23 protein-coding genes and 1 pseudogene are annotated in these 21,748 nt (G+C 55.4%); 22 read left to right on the top strand and 2 right to left on the bottom strand.

The window, feature by feature from the left end; genetic code table 11:
* The 9 genes and pseudogenes from ASD70_RS29585 to ASD70_RS20145 all read left to right on the top strand — a co-directional run.
* Nucleotides 1-278: transposase (locus tag ASD70_RS29585; protein ID WP_442965906.1), on the top strand; the 278-nt coding region annotated here is incomplete at its 5' end.
* Nucleotides 279-638: 360 nt separating this feature from the next.
* Nucleotides 639-1,175 (top strand): hypothetical protein, encoded by a 537-nt coding sequence (locus tag ASD70_RS28945; protein ID WP_145916447.1) that lies wholly within the window; start codon nt 639-641, stop codon nt 1,173-1,175.
* An 80-nt stretch (nt 1,176-1,255) separates the two neighbouring features.
* Nucleotides 1,256-1,624 carry a hypothetical protein gene (locus tag ASD70_RS20155; RefSeq protein ID WP_233518660.1) on the top strand — a complete coding sequence of 123 codons (369 nt, stop codon included), beginning with the start codon at nt 1,256-1,258 and terminating at the stop codon, nt 1,622-1,624.
* Between the two features lie 468 nt (nt 1,625-2,092).
* Nucleotides 2,093-2,464 carry a hypothetical protein gene (locus tag ASD70_RS28555; RefSeq protein ID WP_236708727.1) on the top strand — a complete coding sequence of 124 codons (372 nt, stop codon included), beginning with the start codon at nt 2,093-2,095 and terminating at the stop codon, nt 2,462-2,464.
* 401 nt (nt 2,465-2,865) lie between these two features.
* Nucleotides 2,866-3,255 (top strand): annotated as a pseudogene (locus ASD70_RS28550) (transposase); the annotation flags it as partial.
* A 1-nt stretch (nt 3,256) separates the two neighbouring features.
* Nucleotides 3,257-3,718 (top strand): transposase (locus ASD70_RS28545; protein WP_082561454.1); only part of this gene is annotated, 462 nt, incomplete at its 5' end.
* A 197-nt stretch (nt 3,719-3,915) separates the two neighbouring features.
* A complete protein-coding gene (locus tag ASD70_RS28540) occupies nt 3,916-4,287 on the top strand; it encodes a hypothetical protein (protein ID WP_236708726.1) in 372 nt (123 codons plus the stop codon).
* A gap of 210 nt (nt 4,288-4,497) precedes the next feature.
* Nucleotides 4,498-4,890 carry an SMI1/KNR4 family protein gene (locus ASD70_RS20150; protein ID WP_106117644.1) on the top strand — a complete coding sequence of 131 codons (393 nt, stop codon included), beginning with the start codon at nt 4,498-4,500 and terminating at the stop codon, nt 4,888-4,890.
* 68 nt (nt 4,891-4,958) lie between these two features.
* Nucleotides 4,959-5,183, top strand: coding sequence for a hypothetical protein (locus tag ASD70_RS20145; RefSeq protein ID WP_156382932.1), 225 nt, complete (start codon nt 4,959-4,961; stop codon nt 5,181-5,183).
* 38 nt (nt 5,184-5,221) lie between these two features.
* Here ASD70_RS20145 and ASD70_RS20140 read toward each other — a convergent pair whose 3' ends face one another.
* The gene (locus tag ASD70_RS20140) at nt 5,222-5,479 is read right to left on the bottom strand and encodes a hypothetical protein (RefSeq protein WP_005783616.1); all 258 of its coding nucleotides are present in this window, start codon (nt 5,477-5,479) and stop codon (nt 5,222-5,224) included.
* Nucleotides 5,480-6,094: 615 nt separating this feature from the next.
* Here ASD70_RS20140 and ASD70_RS20135 point away from each other — a divergent pair.
* The 4 genes from ASD70_RS20135 (at nt 6,095) to ASD70_RS20120 (ending at nt 10,871) form a co-directional block, all read left to right on the top strand.
* Nucleotides 6,095-8,683 (top strand): autotransporter family protein, encoded by a 2,589-nt coding sequence (locus ASD70_RS20135; protein ID WP_056847267.1) that lies wholly within the window; start codon nt 6,095-6,097, stop codon nt 8,681-8,683.
* A gap of 468 nt (nt 8,684-9,151) precedes the next feature.
* A complete protein-coding gene (locus tag ASD70_RS20130) occupies nt 9,152-9,832 on the top strand; it encodes a CsgG/HfaB family protein (RefSeq protein WP_046070344.1) in 681 nt (226 codons plus the stop codon).
* 29 nt (nt 9,833-9,861) lie between these two features.
* Nucleotides 9,862-10,224: a DUF4810 domain-containing protein gene (locus tag ASD70_RS20125; RefSeq protein ID WP_046070345.1), complete on the top strand. Its 363-nt coding sequence runs from the start codon at nt 9,862-9,864 to the stop codon at nt 10,222-10,224.
* Nucleotides 10,221-10,871: a DUF799 domain-containing protein gene (locus tag ASD70_RS20120; protein ID WP_046070346.1), complete on the top strand. Its 651-nt coding sequence runs from the start codon at nt 10,221-10,223 to the stop codon at nt 10,869-10,871. The genes ASD70_RS20125 and ASD70_RS20120 overlap by 4 nt, the downstream gene beginning before the upstream one ends.
* Before the next feature lie 23 nt (nt 10,872-10,894).
* Here the strand turns inward: ASD70_RS20120 and ASD70_RS29745 are convergent, their stop codons facing one another.
* Nucleotides 10,895-13,108 carry a M10 family metallopeptidase C-terminal domain-containing protein gene (locus ASD70_RS29745; protein ID WP_056847266.1) on the bottom strand — a complete coding sequence of 738 codons (2,214 nt, stop codon included), beginning with the start codon at nt 13,106-13,108 and terminating at the stop codon, nt 10,895-10,897.
* A 222-nt stretch (nt 13,109-13,330) separates the two neighbouring features.
* Here ASD70_RS29745 and ASD70_RS20110 point away from each other — a divergent pair, with 222 nt between their 5' ends.
* From ASD70_RS20110 to ASD70_RS20070, 9 genes are all read left to right on the top strand, one after another.
* Complete coding sequence (locus ASD70_RS20110; RefSeq protein ID WP_056847265.1) at nt 13,331-14,959, top strand: vWA domain-containing protein; 1,629 nt, start codon at nt 13,331-13,333, stop codon at nt 14,957-14,959.
* Nucleotides 14,960-15,127: 168 nt separating this feature from the next.
* On the top strand, nt 15,128-15,700 hold the full coding sequence (locus ASD70_RS20105; RefSeq protein WP_046070348.1) for an RNA polymerase sigma factor: 573 nt from the start codon (nt 15,128-15,130) through the stop codon (nt 15,698-15,700).
* Nucleotides 15,697-16,251, top strand: coding sequence for a hypothetical protein (locus tag ASD70_RS20100; protein ID WP_056847264.1), 555 nt, complete (start codon nt 15,697-15,699; stop codon nt 16,249-16,251). Before ASD70_RS20105 ends, ASD70_RS20100 begins: the two co-directional genes overlap by 4 nt.
* A 340-nt stretch (nt 16,252-16,591) precedes the next feature.
* A complete protein-coding gene (gene ectB / locus ASD70_RS20095; RefSeq protein WP_201783020.1) occupies nt 16,592-17,845 on the top strand; it encodes a diaminobutyrate--2-oxoglutarate transaminase in 1,254 nt (417 codons plus the stop codon).
* A complete protein-coding gene (locus ASD70_RS20090) occupies nt 17,842-18,309 on the top strand; it encodes a GNAT family N-acetyltransferase (protein WP_046070351.1) in 468 nt (155 codons plus the stop codon). The genes ectB and ASD70_RS20090 overlap by 4 nt, the downstream gene beginning before the upstream one ends.
* A gap of 10 nt (nt 18,310-18,319) precedes the next feature.
* Nucleotides 18,320-19,624, top strand: coding sequence for a SidA/IucD/PvdA family monooxygenase (locus ASD70_RS20085; protein WP_056847262.1), 1,305 nt, complete (start codon nt 18,320-18,322; stop codon nt 19,622-19,624).
* 52 nt (nt 19,625-19,676) lie between these two features.
* Nucleotides 19,677-20,300, top strand: coding sequence for a LysE family translocator (locus ASD70_RS20080; protein ID WP_056847261.1), 624 nt, complete (start codon nt 19,677-19,679; stop codon nt 20,298-20,300).
* Between the two features lie 9 nt (nt 20,301-20,309).
* Entirely contained in the window at nt 20,310-20,612 is a 303-nt protein-coding gene (locus ASD70_RS20075; protein WP_043049139.1) for a hypothetical protein, read from the top strand.
* Nucleotides 20,613-20,842: 230 nt separating this feature from the next.
* Complete coding sequence (locus ASD70_RS20070; RefSeq protein WP_056847260.1) at nt 20,843-21,709, top strand: hypothetical protein; 867 nt, start codon at nt 20,843-20,845, stop codon at nt 21,707-21,709.
* Nucleotides 21,710-21,748: the final 39 nt, after the last annotated feature.

Here is a 21,748-nt window from a genome sequence, read left to right as displayed (position 1 = left end):
CTGATAAAGAACTCATGCTCTCCGGCGCAGGGGCTGGCCTACTTATGCAGGGGCTGGGGCAGCGCTATGTTCAATATGTCAATCGAACATATCAACGAACGGGCACATTGTGGGAAGGCCGTTTCCGCTCCTGTTTGGTTCAAGAAGAAAACTATGTTTTAGCTTGCCATCGATATATCGAAATGAATCCGGTCAGAGCGGTATGGTTGCTCATCCGGGCGACTATCGCTGGACCAGCTATAGGGCAAACGCACAGGGTGAGCTATCAGGCTTTATAAGTCCGCATGCGGTTTATAGTGAGTTAGGTAGCGGCACCGCACAACGAGCCGAAGCTTACCGATATATGTTCAAGGGTCGGCTTTCATCTGGATTGATAGAAAAAATTCGATCTTCTACAAACGGTAATTACGTTTTAGGCGATCAGAAGTTTGCGTCCGAGATCGCGGAGATATTAGGTAAAGGAGTTTCACCGGGTGCGTCAGGACGCCCGAAAAGTGTGAGTTAAAAGAATAGAAGAATAGTGGTTTGACCCCTATTTTTACTTCTCCAAGCGGATTGAAGACAGAAGGTTATTACGGTAAACCAGACGGTAGGGGCACGACAGCTTGGCCGGTCTATCAAGGGAAAAATTGATAAATATGGCTATGGGTAAAATTCATTTTGTGAAATCTTCTAAACTTAACCGTTTAGACGTTTGGGCCACAGACCCAAACGCGGACCCACGGCTCTCTTCACCAGAAAGTGTTGGCGTTAGAGAAATAGCCGCTTGGCTGTCTGATGACGTGAACAGCCGTTTGTCAGCAGTTGGATGGATTGAGCGATTGGAAGCTTTAGAAAGCGCAGGAGCAAAAGCGTATTTGGGAACAGGTAATGCTCATCACGTGGGGGTCATTAACGAGTACATATTTTTAGAGTGTGAGTTTGTAGACGATTTCAAAGTTTTGATGCATACGAAAAATGTTATTTCAGTATTAAGGTTTTATGTCGGTGCTCATGAAGGGTATGCAGCAAATGTTTGTTTTGATGTGGAGTACGAAATGGAAGGCGAGCAAGCTCTGAATCGCTATCTCGAATTGGGTGGGCGGTTAGGTCTTACCGATACGGAAATAGCCGAAAATACGCGGAAAGTTAAATTGTCACGTAAAAAGAAAGCAGATAAGCATCAACAGCGGTAGGTGGGATGTATATTTTTTCTTCGTCGTCTTAAATATTTTCCGTGAGTGAGTTATTTAACGATTAATAATCAAGGATGGCTATGAAGAATTTGACTGCGATTCTGTGCGCCGTATTTGCATTATGCGGTTGTGTCACAAAAGACCTGAATGTTGAAAACCGACAAAAAATTAAGACGCTCACAATCTTACCTGCCTCGTTCTCGAAGCAGCAGTTCAAATACACAAGCATGGATCAAGCATGGGGTGCCGGCTTGGGCGCGGGTGCCGGGGCAGCTGTAGGAATGGGATCGGATGCATCAAAAGTAGCAACTAGCGCTATGGCAGGAGCTGGATTGGTAGTAGGTGCGAAAATAGCTGCTGGCGGAGCTTTGAGTCCTCGACAGGCAGTTTTGCTGAACTTGAAGCGCAATCAAATAGATCCGGGGCAGTTGTTTAAGCAGGAAGAATAGGGGTCAGACCACATTTTTGGAAGGGAATAGGGGTCAGACCACATTTTTGCGTTTTTTAGAGTTCAGCAGAGTTGCTCTTTAAAAATATGATTTATTTTTTGTAATTATTCTATTTGGTTGGCCAGGAATAGTGGTCTGACCCCTATTTTTTTACCCCTATTTTTCTTCGATTTTGTCACATTGCCGGATGGGACTATCAAGGTCAGCCGCCCAAATGTGAATGAGCAATTTTCAACCCATCTGGGGCTTAGCGGGGGGGGGGAAGTTAAATATGCCGGGTCTATACGCTTTGGTAATAATGACGGTCCAGAGCGAGGAAAAATAACAAGATGGGATAATAGCTCCGGTCATTATCAGCCACCTGCTACCCTAAAGGCTAACTCTGGGTTACCGGAAAACTCATTTAATCCAAGGAAATAGTTTGGTATGGATTCAAGATTGATATCACTCTGTAAAGAGTTGGCGAAAATGACTTCTGATCAGGCGGCAGCTTGGATATTGAGCCGGTACCCGCTTGCTTCAGATAATTGGGGTGATGCTTTATTACTCCTTCCTCATAGATCTTGGAAAAAACCAGAGCAGAAACGTTTAGCGGATTATTATTTTAAGAAAATTCCGTTCTCTAGCGCTAGAGGATATGAAGCGTTCGCGTCAATTATGTCAGTTAAGTTAATGGTTGCATGCATTAACGATGCTTTGCCCAAAGATCCTAGCAGGCTCGAGTTATTGTTTTATCATCTTGTCCCAGTGCTTAAGCGTTTTGCAAAGAATGATGCAGATCGAAAAATTATTGAGGCTTTCCTTTCGGCTTTTTCGATAAGTTTGCCAAAACATAATTGAGAACAAAAAAATGCGGTTTGTTTGATCTGGCTAGAGAAGTGAAAAAAGGGAGCGGGAAAAAAGAGAGCAGATTTATTTGAGTTAGGGGAATAGGGGAATAGGGGGCAGACCACGTTTTTGCGTTTTTTAGAGTTCAGCAGAGTTGCTCTTTAAAAATATGATTTATTTTTTGTAATTATTCTATTTGGTTGGCCTGTTGATGGNAGAATAGGGGTCAGACCACGTTTTTGCGCTTTTGAGGAAGAATAGGAAGGGAATAGGGGGCAGACCACGTTTTTGCGTTTTTTAGAGTTCAGCAGAGTTGCTCTTTAAAAATATGATTTATTTTTTGTAATTATTCTATTTGGTTGGCCTGTTGATGGGCAGCTAAGCTGTAAACTCTTATCCAGTTAGGAGGTTATATGGCTCGCCGTCCTAGGGTTTTACTGCCGGGTATCCCGTTGCATATAATACAGCGTGGAAACAATCGGTCTGCGTGTTTTTATTCAGATGAAGACTACATTTTTTACATTGATACATTAGCCGTGCTTGCTCAATTGTACGGCTGTAAAATTCACGCATTGTGCTTGATGACAAATCACGTTCATTTGTTGTTGACTCCCACCTGCTGCGCAGGGGCTGGCCTACTTATGCAGGGGCTGGGGCAGCGCTATGTTCAATATGTCAATCGAACATATCAACGAACGGGCACATTGTGGGAAGGCCGTTTCCGCTCCTGTTTGGTTCAACAAGAAAACTATGTTTTAGCTTGCCGCTACCTGGTGACCCAGGATGAAGAAGACCGGCATGTGNATGCAGGGGCTGGGGCAGCGCTATGTTCAATATGTCAATCGAACATATCAACGAACGGGCACATTGTGGGAAGGCCGTTTCCGCTCCTGTTTGGTTCAACAAGAAAACTATGTTTTAGCTTGCTATCGATATATCGAAATGAATCCGGTAAGAGCGGGTATGGTTACTCATCCGGGCGACTATCGCTGGACCAGCTATAGGGCAAACGCACAGGGCGAGCTATCAGGCTTTATAAGTCCGCATGCGGTTTATAGCGAGTTAGGTAGCGGCACCGCGCAGCGAGCCGAAGCTTACCGATCTATATTCAAGGATCGGCTTTCATCTGGATTGATAGAACAAATTCGATCTTCTACCAACGGCAATTACGTTTTGGGCGATCAGAAGTTTGCGTCCGAGATCGCGGAGATATTAGGTAAAAGAGTTTCACCGGGTGCGTCAGGACGCCCGAAAAGTGTGAGTTAAAAGAATAGAAGAATAGTGGTCTGACCCCTATTTTTCCAGAGCGAGGAAAAATAACAAGATGGGATAATAGTACCGGTCATTATCAGCCACCTGCTACCCTAAAGGCTAACTCTGGGTTACCGGAAAACTCATTTAATCCAAGGAAATAGTTTGGTATGGATTCAAGATTGATATCACTCTGTAAAGAGTTGGCGAAAATGACTTCTGATCAGGCGGCAGCTTGGATATTGAGCCGGTACCCGCTTACTTCAGATAATTGGGGTGAAGCTTTATTACTCCTTCCTCATAGATCTTGGAAAAAACCAGAGCAGAAATGTTTAGCGGATTATTATTTTAAGAAAATTCCGTTCTCTAGCGCTAGAGGATATGAAACCTTCGCGTCAATTATGCCAGTTAAGTTAATGGTTGCATGCATTAACGATGCATTGCCCAAAGATCCTAGCAGGCTCGAGTTATTGTTTTATTATCTTGTCCCAGTGCTTAAGCGTTTTGCGAAGAATGATGCAGATCGAAAAATTATTGAGACTTTACTTTCGGTTTTTTCGATAAATTTTCCAAAAGATAATTGAGAACAAAAGGAGGCGGTTTGTTTGATCTTGCTAGAGAAGTGAAAAAAGGGAGCGGAAAAAAAGGGAGCAGATTTATTTGAATTAGGGTTGAAAAATCTATTAAAAAAATCTGTCCCCTTTTTCTGATTTCCGGATCAGCATCAGGGTGGAATACATCGTGCTGGAGGTGTGCCCAGAGAGATTTTTTCAGATAAAAAGTAGGGGGTGAAGGTGGATATTAAAACTTTTTTGAAGAGTAAGAAAGAAGAGCATTTGCTTGATGGCTTGGCTGCTGTAGATGATGTCAGTCTTAATGCAATAAAGGTAGGGCAGAAAAATGCTCCTGATGATTACTTGGAGTTTTTGCAGGAGTTCGGAAGTGGGGAAATTGAAACAGCCGGATTTATGCTTTATAACGGCCTCCTAGAGGCAAGTGATATTTTTGATGATGAGACTGCGGCGCAATTCGAAAGTGTTATGATTTTTGGTGATGATATGCAGGGGCGATGCGTCGGTTTTGATAAAAATGATAAATGGGCTGTAGTGAAAATAGACTCTGCAGATATGAGTGTTAAGAAGTTATGTGAAACATTTTCTTTGTTTGTTTATAGTTTGTTGAGGTGACTCTGGGAGAAAAGGGAAGGAAATGGGAAGGGAAAGTGATTAAGCCTAGATCAAGGTGGCAGGCGTTTTTGTTATTGTTGATTTATCTGTTTTTATTGTTTTTGTTGGTGGGGGTTATCGCAAAGCTCATGGGGGCGCTGGTTAATTATTCAAAGATTGGTGTATGGGACTTTAGTTGGGCTGAAATCGTAGATATGTTACCCGGTGTTTTTGCCTATGCAATACCTACTGGGATAGGCGTTTGGATACAGTCCTGGTTGAAAAATCGTAAAGAGAGTGGCCAAGGGAATTGAGCGCAAAGCGGGCGACACAAAGGCCGCCCGATTTTCACTCAGGACGGATCGGCATTCAGCCTGCGACTGATGACATCCAGCAAATCACACCCATCGCGCAGCGGAATGGCCAGCAAGTGGGCGAAGTCTGAAAGCACTACGGCATCGCTGCTGAGTTGTTCGCGGAAGGCCAGGTTTTCCAGCAGTTGGGTGACGGCCCGAATGCGGTGCACGGCGGCGTCGTGAAGGACGTCGAGAGGTGCCTGGGTGTCGATGATCAGGGCTGGGACGGTGCAGTCGTGGCCGGTTAGGGGCATGTATCTATTCATGGGTACAACCTCGGTCAGTAAGTGAGGCTGTCACTTGTCGTCGCCAAACGAATGGGTGACAGCTGTACGCAGGTTGGCGAACCGGGACCGAGTTCCGGCAGACCCGAAGGTCTCCCGCGCACAGCTGCCATAAAGCAGCAATGCGGGTACGGAAGCCCCTGCAAGCAAGCAGAAAGCTTTCGCATACGGTCAACGGATCGCCAAATCCGATCGCCCTGTTGGGCGACCGCCGGGCTATAAGCCCCTCACCCAAAACCGCGCAAGGCATCACCGCAATGGCACCACCCGTCACGCAATGGCATCCATCGTGAAGCGTCTTCCCCTTGGGCTTTGAACATTTCGTTTATCCGAGTGTCTTTACCCCGCCCACCCGCAATCGGTCGGGCTGCATGGACTGCATCGTTTTCAAATGACATTAAGGATTAATGTGAACCTCTCCCCTTTATGGCCCCCTTTCTGCCACCGCTCGCGGTGCATTGGCTCGCGCCCGGAATTTGCAGGGGCGCCCGGGGGGCCTCATTCGGATCAATTGATCCTTTCGCTCAGCACACCTACTACCGCCGGGCGTATTGGCGGCTTTGACTGTAGTTCATGGAGTTTGAAATGAAGCGTAAGCAGTTCCAGAAAAGCCTGTTGGCAATCATGGTCGGCGCCATCAGCACCCAGGTGCTGGCGGTCGAGTTCGACCTGGGTCAGGGTAAGAATATTTGGGCCAGTGAGTCGTTCAGTGAGCCGGTGACCATCACCGGTCAGTTTTCCCGCGTGGTCGACACCAACACCACCGACCCCGCCGGCCTGGGATTTGCCAACACCCAAATTCAAGGCTCGCTGATCAATCGCGCCGACATCACGCTGGACTCGCAAGGCCGCACCATCCGTGCGATCGCCATCGACCCGATGTTCTGGACTGGCCCTACCGGTTTGGCCCCGAGCACTGTCACCGGGGATGTGGTTCAGGCCGGCAACCTGCTGATGCGCAACGGCGCCTATGAAGGGCTTGAGATCGGCCCCACCACCATTGGTGGCAGCCTTATCAACTCAGGCACCATTCGCTCCACGCCTCCGCTGGGTACCGTGACGACGCCCGGCTACCTGGGCGGCGGTGAAGGCATTTACCTGCACGGCACCACCATTGCGGGTGACGTATCCAACACCGGTGTGATCGACATGGCCGGCCCGGGCGCGATTGGGTTGATCCTTGACGTCAACGGCGACACGCCGACCACCATCGGCGGCAAGATCCTCAACTCGGGCTCGATTACCGCAACAGGCGAAGGCGCTTGGGGTGTGGAAGTGGAAACCGATACCAGCCCCCTGCGTATTGAAAACAGTGGCCTGATTTCTGCCAATGGCGATGAGGCCAAAGGGCTGTTTCTCTACGGCGGCACCTTTGATTACATCCTCAACACCGGCACCATTGAAGCCAAGGGCGCGTCTGCCAATGCCTTCGATCTTTCCGGCGCCAGCTTTGCGCAGAACAGCGCCACGGGCGCACGCGGCATCGTCAACCGCGGCCTCATCGCGGCGGACGGTACTGCGATCCATGTGGATACGACCGAGCAGGTTGCGAGCTTTGAAATCAACCAGCAAGCCGGCGAAATCCGCAGCAACAGCGGCATCGCCGTCGACGCCAACAACCTTGCCAGCCTGAACTGGACCGGCGGCAAAATCACCGGCGACCTGCTCAACCTCAGCGCCGTCAACATCGGCGGTCAGGCAGGTTTCAGCGGTAGCCGTATCATCGCGCCGGTGTCGGTCAACTCGGGTTCTCTGAACCTCTCCGCGCCTGGCACCGCCATCACCGGCGATCTCAATGTGGCCAGCGGCGCTGGCATTGATATGCACCTGGCCGACAGTGTGGTGCCGACCACGCCGTACCTCACCGTCAACGGCACCGCCAACCTGGCCCAGACTTCCAAGCTGACAGTCAGCGCCAACCCGGGCGACTTCGCGGCGCCTAAAGCCGGCACGCAATACACTTTGCTGCAAGCCACCAGCGTGCAGAACAACGGTGTGGCCGTCGCCAGCGCGTCGTCGTTGCTGAACGTGCTCAGCTACTCGGCCGATGCGCAGACGGTCAAGGCCGTGGTGGCGGTGAAAAGCGATCAGCAGGTGCAACAGGAGTTGGCGGGTGTGAGTGCGGGTGCGTCGGCTGCAACCGCGGTCAACGTGTTGAAAAACGATGTGCTCGGTCAACTCAACCAGAACGACCCGGTGTTCCAGAGCCTGGCCAACGCCGGGACTGCACAGCAACTGGCGCAGCTCGCCGACCAGCTCACGCCCGACGTCAACCGTGGCGCCCTCGACGTGGCCCTGTCTGGGCAAACCGTGGTCAACGGTGCGATCTTCAACCGCCTCACCGACCAGCGGGAAAGCCATCAGGTCGGCGGTGTGTGGGGGCAGGGCCTGAGCAGCAACATGGACCAGGACGGCCGTGGCGGCAACAACGGTTACTCGGCCAACAGCAGCGGCATGGCGGTGGGTGTGGACGGTCGCTTGAACGACACCACCACCCTGGGCGTGGCCTACAGCTACCTGAATTCGAACATTCATTCGGACCTGGGCAACAAGACCGACGTCGAAGGCCACGCGTTGTCGCTGTACGGCAACTGGGCGCTGCAGAACTGGTTCGTCGATGGCAGCCTCAGCTACGGCCATAACGAGAACGACAGCAAGCGCCACGTCGCGGGCACCACGGCCAAGGGCAGCTACGACAGCAATGTGTTGTCGGCCAGCGTGATCGGTGGCTACAGCTTCAAGCCGACCCAGGCGGTGGTAATCGAGCCGCGGGTGGCTGCACGTTATGCCAACGTGCGCATGGATGGGTTTACCGAGAAAGGTTCGTCGGCGGCTTTGAGCACGTCTTCGCAGCGTTATGAAGTGGGTGAGTTGGGCGCTGGTGTGCGTTTGGCGGCCAACCTGCCGCTGAGCGCCGGTACGTTGCAACCGGAAGCGACCTTGATGGCCTATCACGATTTGATGGGTGACCGCGTGGCGCAAACCTCCAACTTCGTGGCCGGTGGTTCGGCGTTTACCGTCACAGGTGCGTCGGTGGCGCGTGACAGCTACGAGGCCAGTGTGGGTGTGAATTACAAGGTGTCGGACTTCACCGTCGGCGCCAGCTACACCCGCCAGGCACGTAGCGGTTTCGATGCGGACGGCGTGATGCTCAAGGCGCGCTACGCCTTCTAAGCAACACCGCAAAACAAAGTGTGGGAGGGGGCTTGCTCCCGATAGCTGTGAATCAGTCAATGATGTGTTGGCTGACTCACCGCCATCGGGGGCAAGCCCCCTCCCACATTAGATGTGTGTGGATCCGCAGCGTTCGGCACGGGGCAACTTGCGCTGGCTCAGCCTGCTTACGTAGGGCGTGACGCTCTGATACCAGTGTGGGAGGGGGCTTGCTCCCGATAGCGGTAGTCCAGTCAGTGATGGGTTGACTGACTCACCGCCATCGGGAGCGCGCCCCCTCTCACATTGGGTTTGTGTTGGATTTCACTACTCGGGGCGAAACATCTTGAGAACCGCTCTCAACCCCGTAAAATGCCGCAGCCGTTGCATCACAGTCTTTCAGGGAAGAATTCAGGCCAGCGTATTGTCAGGCTGCCTAACTCCTTGGAAAACCCGGCAACGCTGATTTCCTCACCCAAGGAGCACCCTGTGAAGACACTGTCCAAAATCCTGCTGTCGGGCCTCACCGCCGCGGCGCTGTTGACCGTGGCCGGTTGCGCCACCGAGAGCAACCGTGCGATGCCGGTGGAGCAAGTCGCCAGCGCCCACGTGGCCTATTCCGGCGTGCGTGTGCCGATTGCCGTGGGCAAGTTCGACAACCGCTCCAGCTACATGCGCGGCATCTTCTCCGATGGTGTCGACCGTCTCGGCGGCCAGGCCAAGACCATCCTCATCACCCATTTGCAGCAGACCAACCGCTTCAGCGTGCTGGACCGCGACAACATGGGCGAGATCTCCCAGGAAGCCAAAATCAAAGGCACCGTGCAGAAGCTCAAGGGCGCTGACTACGTGGTGACCGGCGATGTAACCGAGTTCGGCCGCAAAGAAACCGGCGACCGCCAGCTGTTCGGCATCCTCGGCCGTGGCAAGACCCAAGTGGCCTACGCCAAAGTCGCGTTGAATATCGTCAACATCAACACCTCCGAAGTGGTGTATTCCACCCAGGGCGCCGGTGAGTACGCGCTGTCCAACCGTGAAGTGGTCGGCTTCGGCGGCACCGCCAGCTACGACTCCACCCTCAACGGCAAGGTCCTCGACCTGGCCATGCGCGAAGCGATCAACCGCCTGGTCGACGGCATCAACGCCGGCGCCTGGAACCCGCGTAACTGATCAGCAACACCTCAAGGAGCAGTACACGGATGAGCAAGGCAGTTAAGTTGGCGCTGATGCTGACAGCAATCGCGACGGTAGCCGGGTGCCAGACGGCGCCCCAGCCCCTGTATCAATGGGAGAGCTACCAGCCGCAGGTTTACGAGTACTTCAAGGGCGAGCCCAAGGAAGCGCAGGTGGAAGCACTGGAGCGCGACCTGCAGAAGATCAACGCCAGTGGCCGCAAGGCCCCACCGGGTTACCACGCGCACCTGGGCATGCTGTACATGAACATGGGCAAGGATGACCAGATGGTGCAGGAGTTTCGCACCGAAAAGGCCCTGTTCCCTGAGTCCGCTGCGTATATGGACTTTCTGCTGAAAAACGCCAAAGCCGGAGTGGCCACCAAATGAGCCTGTTAAAACTTACCGGCGCCTTGCTGGCCCTGGCGTTGCTCGGCGGTTGCGCGGCGCCCAAGACGGTTGACTACTCGGCGTACAAACAGGCACGGCCCAAGTCGATCCTGGTACTGCCGCCGATCAACGAATCGCCGGAAGTGCAGGCGTCCTACAGCCTGGTGTCGCAGGTGACGTACCCGTTGGCCGAAGCCGGCTACTACGTGTTGCCGATTGCTTTGGTGGACGAAACCTTCCGCCAGAACGGCCTGACCACCGCCAATGATATCCAGGCGGTACTGCCGGCCAAGCTGCATGACATCTTCGGTGCCGACGCGGCGCTGTACATCACCGTCAGCGAGTACGGCACCAAGTACATGCTGATCTCCAGCGACACCTCGGTGACGGCCTCGGCCAAACTGGTGGACCTGCGCACCGGCACCACCTTGTGGACCGGTACTGCACGGGCCTCCAGCGAGGAGGGCAACAACAACGGCGGCGGCCTGGTAGGTATGTTGATCACGGCGGCGGTCAAGCAGGTGATCAACAGCTCCACCGATGCGGCGCATCCGATTGCCGGCATCACCAGTGCACGCCTGCTGTCGGCAGGTCAACGCACCGGACTTCTGTACGGCCCCCGTAATCCGAAGTACGGCACGGACTGATCAGCGGCAACAAGTAAACCGCGTCACCTCTGACGACGGTGCTGTTGGATCAAGTCGATGCGGGTGGCCGTGCCCATAGAGTCGCGCTGCCCGTTCACGCTGGCGCCGATGGAGCCGTTGTGCAAGGCCACGATCTCGCCCGTATCGACGCTGATCAGCGGTGACCCGGAGGTGCCGGGTTTCTTGAAGGCGTCGTGGTAGACCGTGCCCTGAAAACGGCTGTCCTGGTCGTATCCGTTGAGCGTGGCGGGTTGGCCCTTGGCATTTAGAAATGAAATGCCGAGGGCCTCTTGTCCATGGTTGGGCATAAAGACTTTCTGCCCAGGCGATGCTTGGGGGCCGGAGGCCAACTTGAGCGGCCGGAACTGCTCGGCCAAGGCTTTTTTCTCGCCGGCGGGCAAATCGACACGCAGCTCGGCGTAGTCCAGCCGCGCGTCGCCACTGAGCGGGTTGGGGTCCAGCGGCACTTTGCGCTCTACCTTCATCCGCCCGCTACTGTCTTGTTCATAACCCAGCCAAAGCTCGAGCTTGCTGCCCTTGGCCAGCGCGTCGCGCACATGTTGGTTGGTCAGCACGCTGTTGCCATCGTTGATCAGCGAGCCGGTACCCAACGAGCGGGTATGCACGCGTTCGTAGCCCCATGAGTCCCGTGTGACTGTCACCTCGCGAATATTGCCCACGGCCCTGGCCGCTGCATGCATCGGTGTGCCCTTAAGGGATGCGTTGGCGTGGTTCTGCAAGGAGAACGGCGCCTGTTGCGGCGCGGCTGTTGGCGTGGGATGGGGCTTGTACGGTGCGACATCCGCTGGCGACGGCGGTCGCGGGGTTGGCGGTTGAGGCGTAACCCGGGCGGGTGGGGTCGGCATAGGGTTCGGCTGGGAGGCTCGGCTGATCACGTCGTCTGGCTTGATTGGCCCTTGGCTCTTGATAAACAGGCCGGCTTGGCCCGAGCCGTTCAGGTCAATGGCCAGGCTGTGCTGGCGCGTGTTCGGGTCATAACCGAGCAACGCCTCGCCCGGCCGACCGCTGAAACGACGTACAAACTGCAGGTCCTTGATCCCGGCGGTATGCAGCGCAGCGGACACATCGATCTTGTCCTGCCCACTGGTGAAATCAGTGATCAGGTCGGGGCGCTGTTGGGTCGACTCGCTGGCGCTGTTATACACAAAGGTATCCTTGCCCAGCCCACCGGTAAGGGTGTCCTGGCCCAGGCCACCGGTCAGGCGGTTATCGGCCTGGTTGCCGATAAGTCGATCAGCGCCCGTGCCGCCAATGGCATTTTCCAGAGTCACGCCTTTGGCAATGGAGACGTTGCCTTTCATGCCGCCGACATCGGAGAAGTGTTCAGCCTTCAGGTTGATGGTCTGGTCCTGATGAAACCGCGAGAAATCCAGGGTGTCGTTGCCGCCCCCATCCCACACGCTGAACACGGGTGCGTCGTCCGCTGAGTTGAGGCTGAGGAAGTCACGCCCGGTATTGGAGTTGAAGCCGTACACCGTGTCGGTGTCGCGGGTTTTGTAATTAGCGCCGTAGAGCTTTTGGATGGCGGTGATGTCGTCCATCAGCGGCGCGCTGGCATAGTGGGTTTGGCCGTTCTTGTTGTGGTCATGGCCCAGGTGACCAGCCCACCAGTAACTCATCAGGCTGTAGGCGCGATTGTCCTCGGCATAGCCGGCGCTTTCAGCGTAGCTGCCGCCATTGTTGTATTTGCCGGGGTGCATCAGCCCCAGGGTATGGCCGATCTCATGGGCCAGCAGATAACGGCTGAAACTGCCCTGGGTGAAGGGGCGATTCATGCCATCGGACGCGAACCAGGCCTGTGTGCCATCGCTGTAGATGCCTGGATAAGACGCACGGCCCGAATGGCCGGTCTGGTTCGGGTCATTGCCCAGTAACAGTTGCCCTTTGGCCTCGGGTGCATTCTCAGTGAAGGTGATATTGGCGACATCCGCCCAAGACTGCATGGCGCGCCTGGCCTGCTCTTTTTGCGACGGGGAGAATTCGTTAGCGCCGGCGGGTGTGCTGTACGTGGCCTGCGAAGGTGTGAAAAAACGATAGCCGATGGGTGTGGTGCCATCTTGGTTACGCTCTGTCCAACGATAGCCTGTTCGGGTGATCTGCTCTGCCGCTTGCTCGGTGGTGTAGGACGGCTTGCCTGAAGCGGCCCCGGCATAGCTGGGCCGTTCGGCGAATGAGGGCGGCTGATAGCGGTTTGCGAGGGTGTTTACGGAGTTCATCGCGGTTTCTCTGATTTAAAGCCTCCAAAGCACTCAAGAAACAGACGGTTCTGACAGGGAGGCTGACCCTCGATATGTGGTGGGTGGTGATGGCAGGTTCAGTTGGTTATGTCTCGAAAGGTGACGCAGCGAGCCGACGGCGCAATATCCGCGTTTAACCCGTAGGGAGGTTGGGCTACGTCTGATCGGTTGAACGGATCATTCATTCACGAGGTTCAGCCCATGTCCCGCTCTCTGCTTTTGCTGCGTCCTGCTGCCCAAGGCTTTGTCGTTACCCTGCTGGTGACGCTGGCCGGGTGTGGGTTGTCGTCGCCCCCGGATGTCGCCAAGCCTGTTGAACCGGCGCCCGTCGCCGAGCTGCAAAGCGCGCCGGCCCAGGGCGCTATGGTCAAACGCATGGCGATGCCGGCGCCGATGAGAGTGCGGGAAATGGCGACGATGGACTACCGCAGCGAACCTCGCGAGCAATACGCCAACCTGCCGGACAACCCGGTGCATCGCGTCGCCGAGACCCCGGTTTCCACTTTCAGCATCGACGTCGACACTGGCAGCTACGCCAACGTCAGGCGTTTCCTCAATCAAGGTCGCCTGCCGCCCGAAGGCGCCGTGCGATTGGAGGAAATGGTCAATTACTTCCCGTACAACTACGCGCTGCCCACCGATGGATCACCCTTTGGCGTCAACACCGAGCTCGCCGCCACGCCCTGGAACCCGCACACCCAACTGTTGCGCATCGGCATCAAGGCCTCCGACCGCGCCGTGGCGGACCTGGCGCCGGCCAACCTGGTGTTCCTGGTGGACGTGTCCGGCTCCATGGACCGTCGCGAAGGATTGCCGTTGGTGAAAAGCACGTTGAAATTGCTGGTGGACCAACTGCGCGATCAGGACCGCGTGTCATTGGTGGTCTATGCCGGTGAATCCCGCGTGGTGCTCAAGCCCACCTCCGGGCGTGACAAAAACACCATCCGCAACGCCATCGACCAACTTACCGCCGGTGGCTCCACCGCAGGCGCCTCCGGCATCGAGCTGGCCTACCAGATGGCCCGCGAGGGTTTTATCGACAAGGGTATCAACCGCATCCTGCTGGCCACCGACGGCGACTTCAACGTGGGCATCAGCGACTTCGACAGCCTCAAACAAATGGCGGTCGAGCAGCGTAAAAGCGGCGTGTCCCTGACCACCCTGGGCTTTGGTGTGGATAACTACAACGAACACCTGATGGAACAACTGGCCGATGCGGGCGATGGCAATTACGCCTATATCGACAACCTGCGTGAAGCGCGCAAGGTGCTGGTGGAGCAACTCAGCTCGACCCTGGCCGTGGTCGCCCGGGATGTGAAGCTGCAGGTGGAATTCAACCCCGCCCAGCTCAGCGAATACCGCCTGCTGGGCTATGAAAACCGTGCCTTGAAGCGTGAAGATTTCAACAACGACAAGGTCGATGCCGGTGAAATCGGCGCAGGGCATACGCTGACTGCGCTTTACGAAATCGTCCCCAAGGGCGAGAAGGGCTGGTTGGAGCCTTTGCGCTATGCTGCCGCGCCTGCGGTTGAAGGTAAATCCGACGAGCTGGCGATGCTACGGGTGCGCTACAAACCTGCAGCAGGTGGCAACAGCCAATTGATCGAACGCCCCATTGCCAACCAGCCCACCCCAGCCAGCGAAGACCTGCGCTTCTCAGCCGCCGTTGCCGCGTTCGCCCAACAGCTCAAGGGCGATGGCCGCTACACTGGCAACATGAGTTTGCAGGACACCGCCAAACTTGCCCGCTCGGCCCGCGGCGATGACCCGTTCGGCCTGCGCAATGAGTTCGTGCAACTGGTCGAACTGGCCCTGAGCCTCAAACACTGATATCGGCCATGACAACAATCAAATGTGGGAGGGGGCTTGCTCCCGATGGCGGAGTGTCAGACAGCACATTTGATACTGATCCACCGCTATCGGGAGCAAGTCGAACCGTCGCGCCGCCCCTCCCACAGTTAGTTCCGCTTCGACTGATAGAAGGAGTTCACCTTTTACATGGCCGTTCCAGACGACTCACCCAGCGACGAATCGCTGCTGGCCCGCTACCGAACCGGTGATGCTGGCGCATTCGAAGCCCTGTACACGCGCCACCGCCAGGGCCTGTACCGCTTTCTCATGTCCCTGTGCAACAAGGCCGAACTGGCCGAAGAAATCTACCAGGACACCTGGCTCAGCCTGATCCGCAGCAACACCCAGCCACAGGGCCGGGCGAGTTTTCGTACGTGGTTGTTCCAGATCGCCCGCAACCGCCTGATCGACCACTGGCGCAAACACGGCATCCACAACCCCTTGCACGACAGCTACGATGAGCAACTGCACGCCCAACCCGACAGCAGCGCCGGCCCAGAGCAACAACTGAGCCTGAGCCGCGACCAGGCGCGCCTCGACGCTGCCCTGCAAGACCTGCCCGAAGACCAGCGCGAAGTCTTCCTGCTGCGCCTGCACGGCGAGCTCGAAGTACCGCAGATCGCCACCCTCACCGGCGCCCCGCTGGAAACCGTAAAAAGCCGCCTGCGCTACGCCCAGCAGAAACTGCGCCGCCTGCTGGCCGAGGAGATACCCGCATGAACGACTCCCGACACGACCCAGACACCGACGACGGGCTGATCCAGCACTTTCGTCAACACAGCAGCGGCGAGCCGCCGGCGTCACTGGACGCGTTCATATTGGCCACCGCCCACCGCGAGGCACCAAAACCATCGCCCAACCTTTGGCAGCGCTGGCTGCGCGTGTGCCAGCAACCGCGTTGGCAAATGGCATTCGCCAGCGTTGCCGGTGTGGCGTTGCTGGTGGGTGTGGTCACGCGCACCAGCGAGTTTGAGCACGTGCCGAACACGCGCCTGGCTGCCCCGGCTGCGTTCTCTGCGCCTGCACCTGCGCCTATGAGCGCGCCGCCACGCTTCGAATCGTTCAGCGCCGAAATGAGCAGCGATGCCTTGCCCCAAGCCAACATGGCCAAGCGCGCTGTGCCGGAACCGCTTGAGCAGGGTTTGCAGGACGTGTTACGCCTGCGCCAGGCAGGTGATGATGCGGCGGCGACGGCAAAGCTCGCCGAGCTGCAAAAACGCTTTCCTGCACAGAACCTCGAGGAACGACTCAAGGCATTGCAGCCTCACTGACCCCATGGCGATGGTACCCAGCGGTACCATCGCCGAACGTCTGAAATGCGTCATAAGCATATGAATTTATATTCAGTTGCTCAGGGAGTAATTGCTGCTAGTTTAATAGGCGAAAGACGTCATTGTTCCTGCTGGCCAACAGAGCGGGTCATGTTTCATTGGATGAAAAGTTGCATGCGGACTTCAAGGATTAAAGTCTTCTCAGCATTCGCTACATGGCCACTGGGAAATAGCTCTACCTGTTGGAAGTCCATTCAATTGGATTGATGAACGGTACCTGTATATGACGGCGACGCTGAATTACTCATTGGCACAGGCAGTGCCTGAACTACAACAACCCCTGGATATATTCGAGCTTAAAGAGTCCAACGTACGCTCTTATTGCCGAGACTTTACCGACACGTTCCATACCGCTGAGGGTTCAACGCTGACCAGTGAGCAAGGTCAGCTGTTTATCGACTTTTTCAGTGGTGCCGGTGCCTTGAACTACGGGCATAACAACCCGGTTCTAAAGGCCGCGCTGCTCGACTACATTGCGCAAAATGGCATCACCCACGGCCTGGATTTCAAGACGACCGCCAAGAAAGCGTTCCTCACCGCATTTGAAGAACAGGTCCTGGCGCCGCGCAACCTGCGTTACAAAGTGCAGTTCCCCGGCCCCACCGGCACCAATGCGGTAGAGGCGGCGATCAAGCTGGCGCGCAAGTACACCGGGCGCCAGAACATCGTAGCGTTTACCAATGCCTTCCATGGCATGTCCCTGGGCAGCCTGGCCCTGACCAGCAACCCGCGCAAGCGAGCCGGCGCCGGCGTGACCCTGAGCAATGTCACGTTCATGCCCTATGACGGCTACTTCGGCGACAGTGTGGACACTTCGCTGTACCTGGACAGGATGTTGCGCAGCGGTAGTGGCATCGACAAACCGGCGGCCATCGTGCTGGAAACCGTGCAGGGCGAGGGCGGTGTGAACAGTGCCTCGGCCGCCTGGGTACACACTGTGCAACGCATCGCCCAGGCCCATGACATCCTGCTGATCATCGATGATATCCAGGCCGGCTGCGGGCGTACGGGTGACTTTTTCAGTTTCGAAGCCCTGGGCGTTACCCCAGACATCGTGACGTTGTCCAAGTCGATCAGCGGTTATGGCTTGCCCATGTCGCTGGTCTTGCTGGCGCCCCATCTGGATGTGTGGGAGCCGGGCGAGCACAACGGCACGTTTCGCGGCAACAACCTGGCGTTCGTCACCGGCAAGGCAGTGATCGACCACTATTGGAGCGACGCGGGTTTCACTCAGGCGCTCAAGGCCAAGACGGGCGTGCTACATGATGCGTTGCAGAAGCTGTCCGCAGGTTTCGCCGCCAAGGCGCCCAACCGCCTGAAAGGGCGCGGGTTCTTCAAGGGCATCGAGTTCGAGGACGCGAGCCTGGCGCAGAAAGTTGCTGCGCGCGCCTATGCACATGGCCTGATCATTGAAACCTCCGGCATCGATAACCAGGTCCTGAAGTTTCTTCCGGCCCTGACCATCACTGAGGCGCAGATCAACCAAGGCGTGCAGATTCTCGAGCAAGCGTTTGCCGAGGTAATCACTTCATGACCGATGCCATTATCACCCGGCACGCGTCCCTCGATGACGCCGCTGCCATCGCACCCTTGCTGGATAAATACCGCGAGTTCTATGGTGAAGCTTCCGACCTGGCTCGCTCCCTGGCATTTATTCAACAACGCTTCTTTTTAGGCGAGTCAATTATTATCGTCGCGCAAGTAAACAATGAAGTCATTGGGTTCACGCAACTCTTTCCGAGCTTTTCAAGCGTCACACTAGAGCGCCTGTGGATACTCAATGACTTATATGTTGAAGCCTCAAAACGAAGGGCGGGAGTTGGCCTGGCGTTATTGAATGCCGCCAAGGCATTCGCACAAACAACCGGCGCCAAGCAGTTATTCATCGAGGGCGCAGACGACAACCCAAAGGCACGAAACTTATACACGCGCTTTGGGTTTATCGAAAACACGGCGTATCACTATTACCATCTTCCATTGAAGCCAATCCAGGGATAGGAGCTTTTCCATGTCAGACACTGTTTTCGATATCGTGGGTATTGGTTTTGGCCCCTCCAACCTGGCGTTGGCTATTGGCCTTGAAGAATCCGCTTCTGCGCTGACCTATCGCTTCCTGGACGCCAAGCAAACGCCGGACTGGCAGGATGAAATGTTGCTCAGCGGTTCGGATATCCAGAACAACCCTTTGCGCGACCTGGTCACCCCGCGAAACCCGCGCAGCCACTATGGCTTCGTCAACTACCTGAAAGAAACCGGTCGCCTGTTCGACTACCTCAACCTGCCGCTGACGTATCCGCTGCGGCGTGAATATGCCGAGTACATCAAATGGGTCGCCGGGCATTTTCTGGGCAGTGTCGAGTCCTCTGCGTTCGCGCAAAGGGTCGAGCCGTTGCTATTCAAAGGCGAGCAGGTGTGGAAGGTCACCTATAACGATCAGCGCGTCATTTACGGGCGTAGCCTGGTGCTGGGCACCGGGCGTACGGCGAATATCCCGGCGGTTTTCGAGGGCCTGACTGGCCCTCAGGTGTTCCACCTCAATCACTACCTGGAGCGCCTCAACAAGCTGCCTCCCAGCGTGCAGCGCATCGGTGTAGTGGGCTCCAGCCAGAGTGCCGTGGAGATTGTGCTCGACCTGACCGCCAGGTTCCCGGACAAAGACATCTACTCGCTGCACCGCAGCTTCAGCTTCCGGCTCAAGGACACCAGCCCATTCAGCGACAAGGTGTATTTCCCGGAGTTTATCGACTACTACTTCAACCTGCCGCCCGAGGCCAAGGCGCGGGTGGACAAGCAACTGCGCGGCACCAATTACAGCTCGGCCGATGAAGATGTGATCAACGCCCTCTACGTACGCATTCATGAGGAAAAGTTGCAGGGCAAGCAGCGCATTCACATTCTCAACAACATCGCCATTGAGCAGGCGCAGATCAGTGCATCGGGGCAGGTGGAGCTGGGGCTCAAGGAGGTCAACCAACTGACCCACTCGACCCTGGCGCTGGACGCACTGGTGCTCGCCACCGGCTTCAAGGACATTGCCGCCAAGGAAAATGGCGAGCTCTATCCGCCGCTGCTGGCGCCTTATCACGCACGGTTTCATGCGGACGCCCACGGCGCACTGGTGGTCAACCGCGATTACAGCCTCACGTCTCTTGAGGACTTGCCCGCCGTGTTTCTCAACGGGTTATGCGAAAGCTCCCACGGCCTGGGAGACGCCGGTTCATTCAGCCTGATTTCGCTGCGGGTCGAACACATCCTGGCGTCCCTGGAGGAAAAACTCGCACAGGCCGAAGCCCCGCTGCACGCATTGGCCTGACCTGCCCTCGGCAGCAGCCTGCGCCGGCTGCTGCCTCATACAAGGAGTTCCCATGTTTACAGCAGCATTGATCTATATCCTGGCGGTGATAAGCCCGGGGCCCAACTTCATCATTGTCAGCCGATTTTCTTCGCTGGGGTCGGTCTCGACCGGTATCGGTGCGACCCTGGGCATTTGCACGGTCGGCGTGTTTTTCTCGACCATCTCATTGCTGGGCCTGGCGGCTCTGCTGCATCAGTACCCGGCGTTTTCCAAAGTCGCCACGTTATGCGGCTCGGCGTACCTGCTGTACATCGCCTACAGCATCATCAAAAGCGTACTGGCAAAGAACACCGGCACCGCCGACAGCACCGCCCCGGGCGCGACCAGCTTCGCCAAGGCTTACCGCGTGGGGGTCATCACCAACATCAGCAACATGAAAACCATCGCCTTCATGATCAGTATCTACGCCGGCTTTCTTTCATCGCCGCGTACGGACATCGAAAAAGTCCTGGTGGTGCTGCTGTGCTCGACGCTCGAAGTCATCTGGTACTCCGTGGTGGCCCTGCTCTTCGGTCAGGGCCCGATCAAAGCGCTGTTCCTCAAATACACCCGGCAGATCGACGTGGGCCTGGCCGTATTCCTCGTGGCGTTTTCACTGAACAACGCCATTCCTGTGCTGATAGCCAGTCGATGAGGCTTCGCCATGGAATGGAACGCGTTGCTCAAGGATGTGGGAGGGCGCTTCAAGCATCGTAGTTGGTTGTTGATTGACCTGGCGCCGGAAGCGTTGGTGCTGAGCGATTTGTCGGGAGAGTTGGTAAGGGATTATCCGGGGGTGACGTTGATTCTGGATTGTCATCTTGAGGGGGTTTTTCGGGTGATTGATGGGTTTGGGCCGGGGGTTAGCTATGCGGCGTCGTTGCAGGCTGCTCGGGGGAAGGGTCACTACGTGACTGCTGTGTTGCCTGGGGAGGTGGCTTTCCAGGACTTTAAATGGGCGTGTTGAGCGCACACAAAAAAGCCCCAGGTCTTTTGGCCTGGGGCTTTTTCATGCGTAGGGGGCGCTTGCATTGCCTAGCTGGGTATATGTCAAAGTCTGCCAGGCGCGCGATTTACCCATCTGTGTGAAATAGAACATTTTTGGGCTGAAAAAAACACAGGGGCAAATACGCATATACTGTGCACGATGATGGTAATAGTTGTCTGATGTTGTGGCATGAGGTCTGTTGAGCGTCGATGAATAAAACTGATCTACTGAACTATTTGAAAGAGACCAGTTACGCGATGACCCAAAGTGATATGGACGAAGCTATTCTTCTCCACTTCGAGTTGGTAACGCAAAGCTATCGAGAAAAGCCGTTTTTCTACAAGACGTTGTTGAAATACGACAGGTACATAGTCGCGCTCTCTTTATTAAGCTTCAGTTATGAAGATAGTCGCGTTCCCTTGTCTAAAGTCAAGGCCTTCTGTCAGGAGCGAGGATATCTTTCGCGCAATAGCCTAGATGCCTATTTTTCTTTTTTTTTCATCTCCGGGTATATGCATGTTCATCTGCATAACGAAGATGGAAGGCAGCGTATTTTCGTACCGACACAAACGGCATTGTGTGAAACCGCGAGTATGCTCAAGGCGTTTCTGTTGCCGTCGCAAATGATCGTGCCTTATTTGGGCCGCCAGGTGAACGCCTTAAATTCCGAAGATTTGTTGCGCTATTTCTTCAGAGGCTTCTCCAAGTTGCTTGAAGCCGACTTGATGCTTGACAAGCTAATGCCCGAAACAATGTGGCTCGTCAATCGAGCCGGGGGGCATCTACCCATGCTCGCGCTTTATACAGATGCAATGAGGAACGGATCGTTACACTCTAATCAGAAAGTCTCATCCTATGTTGAGCTTTCGAAACGTTTGAGTGTTTCAAAGACGCATTTGATACGTATGGTTAAAGAAGGCGAGGTGAAAGGTTATTTTAAGTGTCACAAACATTCGGTAGAGCTGCGCCCGGTGTTTCTGGAACTGGCGCGTAAGATCATGTCAGTGCATTTTTCTGTCGTGTGCATAAGCATTGAATTGGGCATGGATATGAAAGCCGACAAATACGCATGCTAAGGCTTTCGGCGTTCGGTGAACCGTCAGGCCTTTAGACGT

Origin of the sequence: Pseudomonas sp. Root569, assembly GCF_001427465.1 — a bacterium.
In the GTDB taxonomy this organism is placed as follows: Bacteria; Pseudomonadota; Gammaproteobacteria; order Pseudomonadales; family Pseudomonadaceae; genus Aquipseudomonas; species Aquipseudomonas synxantha.
Note: the sequence above shows the minus strand (reverse complement) of the source record. Positions and strands in the feature narration are given on the sequence as shown.

Excerpts from the sequence above, each read along its gene's own strand:
- ASD70_RS20090 (WP_046070351.1), top strand. The coding sequence starts at position 17,842 with ATGACCGATGCCATTATCACCCGGCACGCGTCCCTCGATGACGCCGCT.
- ASD70_RS20085 (WP_056847262.1), top strand. The coding sequence starts at position 18,320 with ATGTCAGACACTGTTTTCGATATCGTGGGTATTGGTTTTGGCCCCTCC.
- ASD70_RS20140 (WP_005783616.1), bottom strand. The coding sequence starts at position 5,479 with ATGCCCCTAACCGGCCACGACTGCACCGTCCCAGCCCTGATCATCGAC.
- ASD70_RS29745 (WP_056847266.1), bottom strand. The coding sequence starts at position 13,108 with ATGAACTCCGTAAACACCCTCGCAAACCGCTATCAGCCGCCCTCATTC.
- ASD70_RS20120 (WP_046070346.1), top strand. The coding sequence starts at position 10,221 with ATGAGCCTGTTAAAACTTACCGGCGCCTTGCTGGCCCTGGCGTTGCTC.
- ASD70_RS20155 (WP_233518660.1), top strand. The coding sequence starts at position 1,256 with ATGAAGAATTTGACTGCGATTCTGTGCGCCGTATTTGCATTATGCGGT.
- ASD70_RS20080 (WP_056847261.1), top strand. The coding sequence starts at position 19,677 with ATGTTTACAGCAGCATTGATCTATATCCTGGCGGTGATAAGCCCGGGG.
- ASD70_RS20105 (WP_046070348.1), top strand. The coding sequence starts at position 15,128 with ATGGCCGTTCCAGACGACTCACCCAGCGACGAATCGCTGCTGGCCCGC.
- ASD70_RS28555 (WP_236708727.1), top strand. The coding sequence starts at position 2,093 with ATGACTTCTGATCAGGCGGCAGCTTGGATATTGAGCCGGTACCCGCTT.
- ASD70_RS28945 (WP_145916447.1), top strand. The coding sequence starts at position 639 with ATGGCTATGGGTAAAATTCATTTTGTGAAATCTTCTAAACTTAACCGT.
- ASD70_RS20110 (WP_056847265.1), top strand. The coding sequence starts at position 13,331 with ATGTCCCGCTCTCTGCTTTTGCTGCGTCCTGCTGCCCAAGGCTTTGTC.
- ASD70_RS20125 (WP_046070345.1), top strand. The coding sequence starts at position 9,862 with ATGAGCAAGGCAGTTAAGTTGGCGCTGATGCTGACAGCAATCGCGACG.
- ASD70_RS20135 (WP_056847267.1), top strand. The coding sequence starts at position 6,095 with ATGAAGCGTAAGCAGTTCCAGAAAAGCCTGTTGGCAATCATGGTCGGC.
- ASD70_RS20100 (WP_056847264.1), top strand. The coding sequence starts at position 15,697 with ATGAACGACTCCCGACACGACCCAGACACCGACGACGGGCTGATCCAG.
- ASD70_RS20075 (WP_043049139.1), top strand. The coding sequence starts at position 20,310 with ATGGAATGGAACGCGTTGCTCAAGGATGTGGGAGGGCGCTTCAAGCAT.
- ASD70_RS20070 (WP_056847260.1), top strand. The coding sequence starts at position 20,843 with ATGAATAAAACTGATCTACTGAACTATTTGAAAGAGACCAGTTACGCG.
- ASD70_RS28540 (WP_236708726.1), top strand. The coding sequence starts at position 3,916 with ATGACTTCTGATCAGGCGGCAGCTTGGATATTGAGCCGGTACCCGCTT.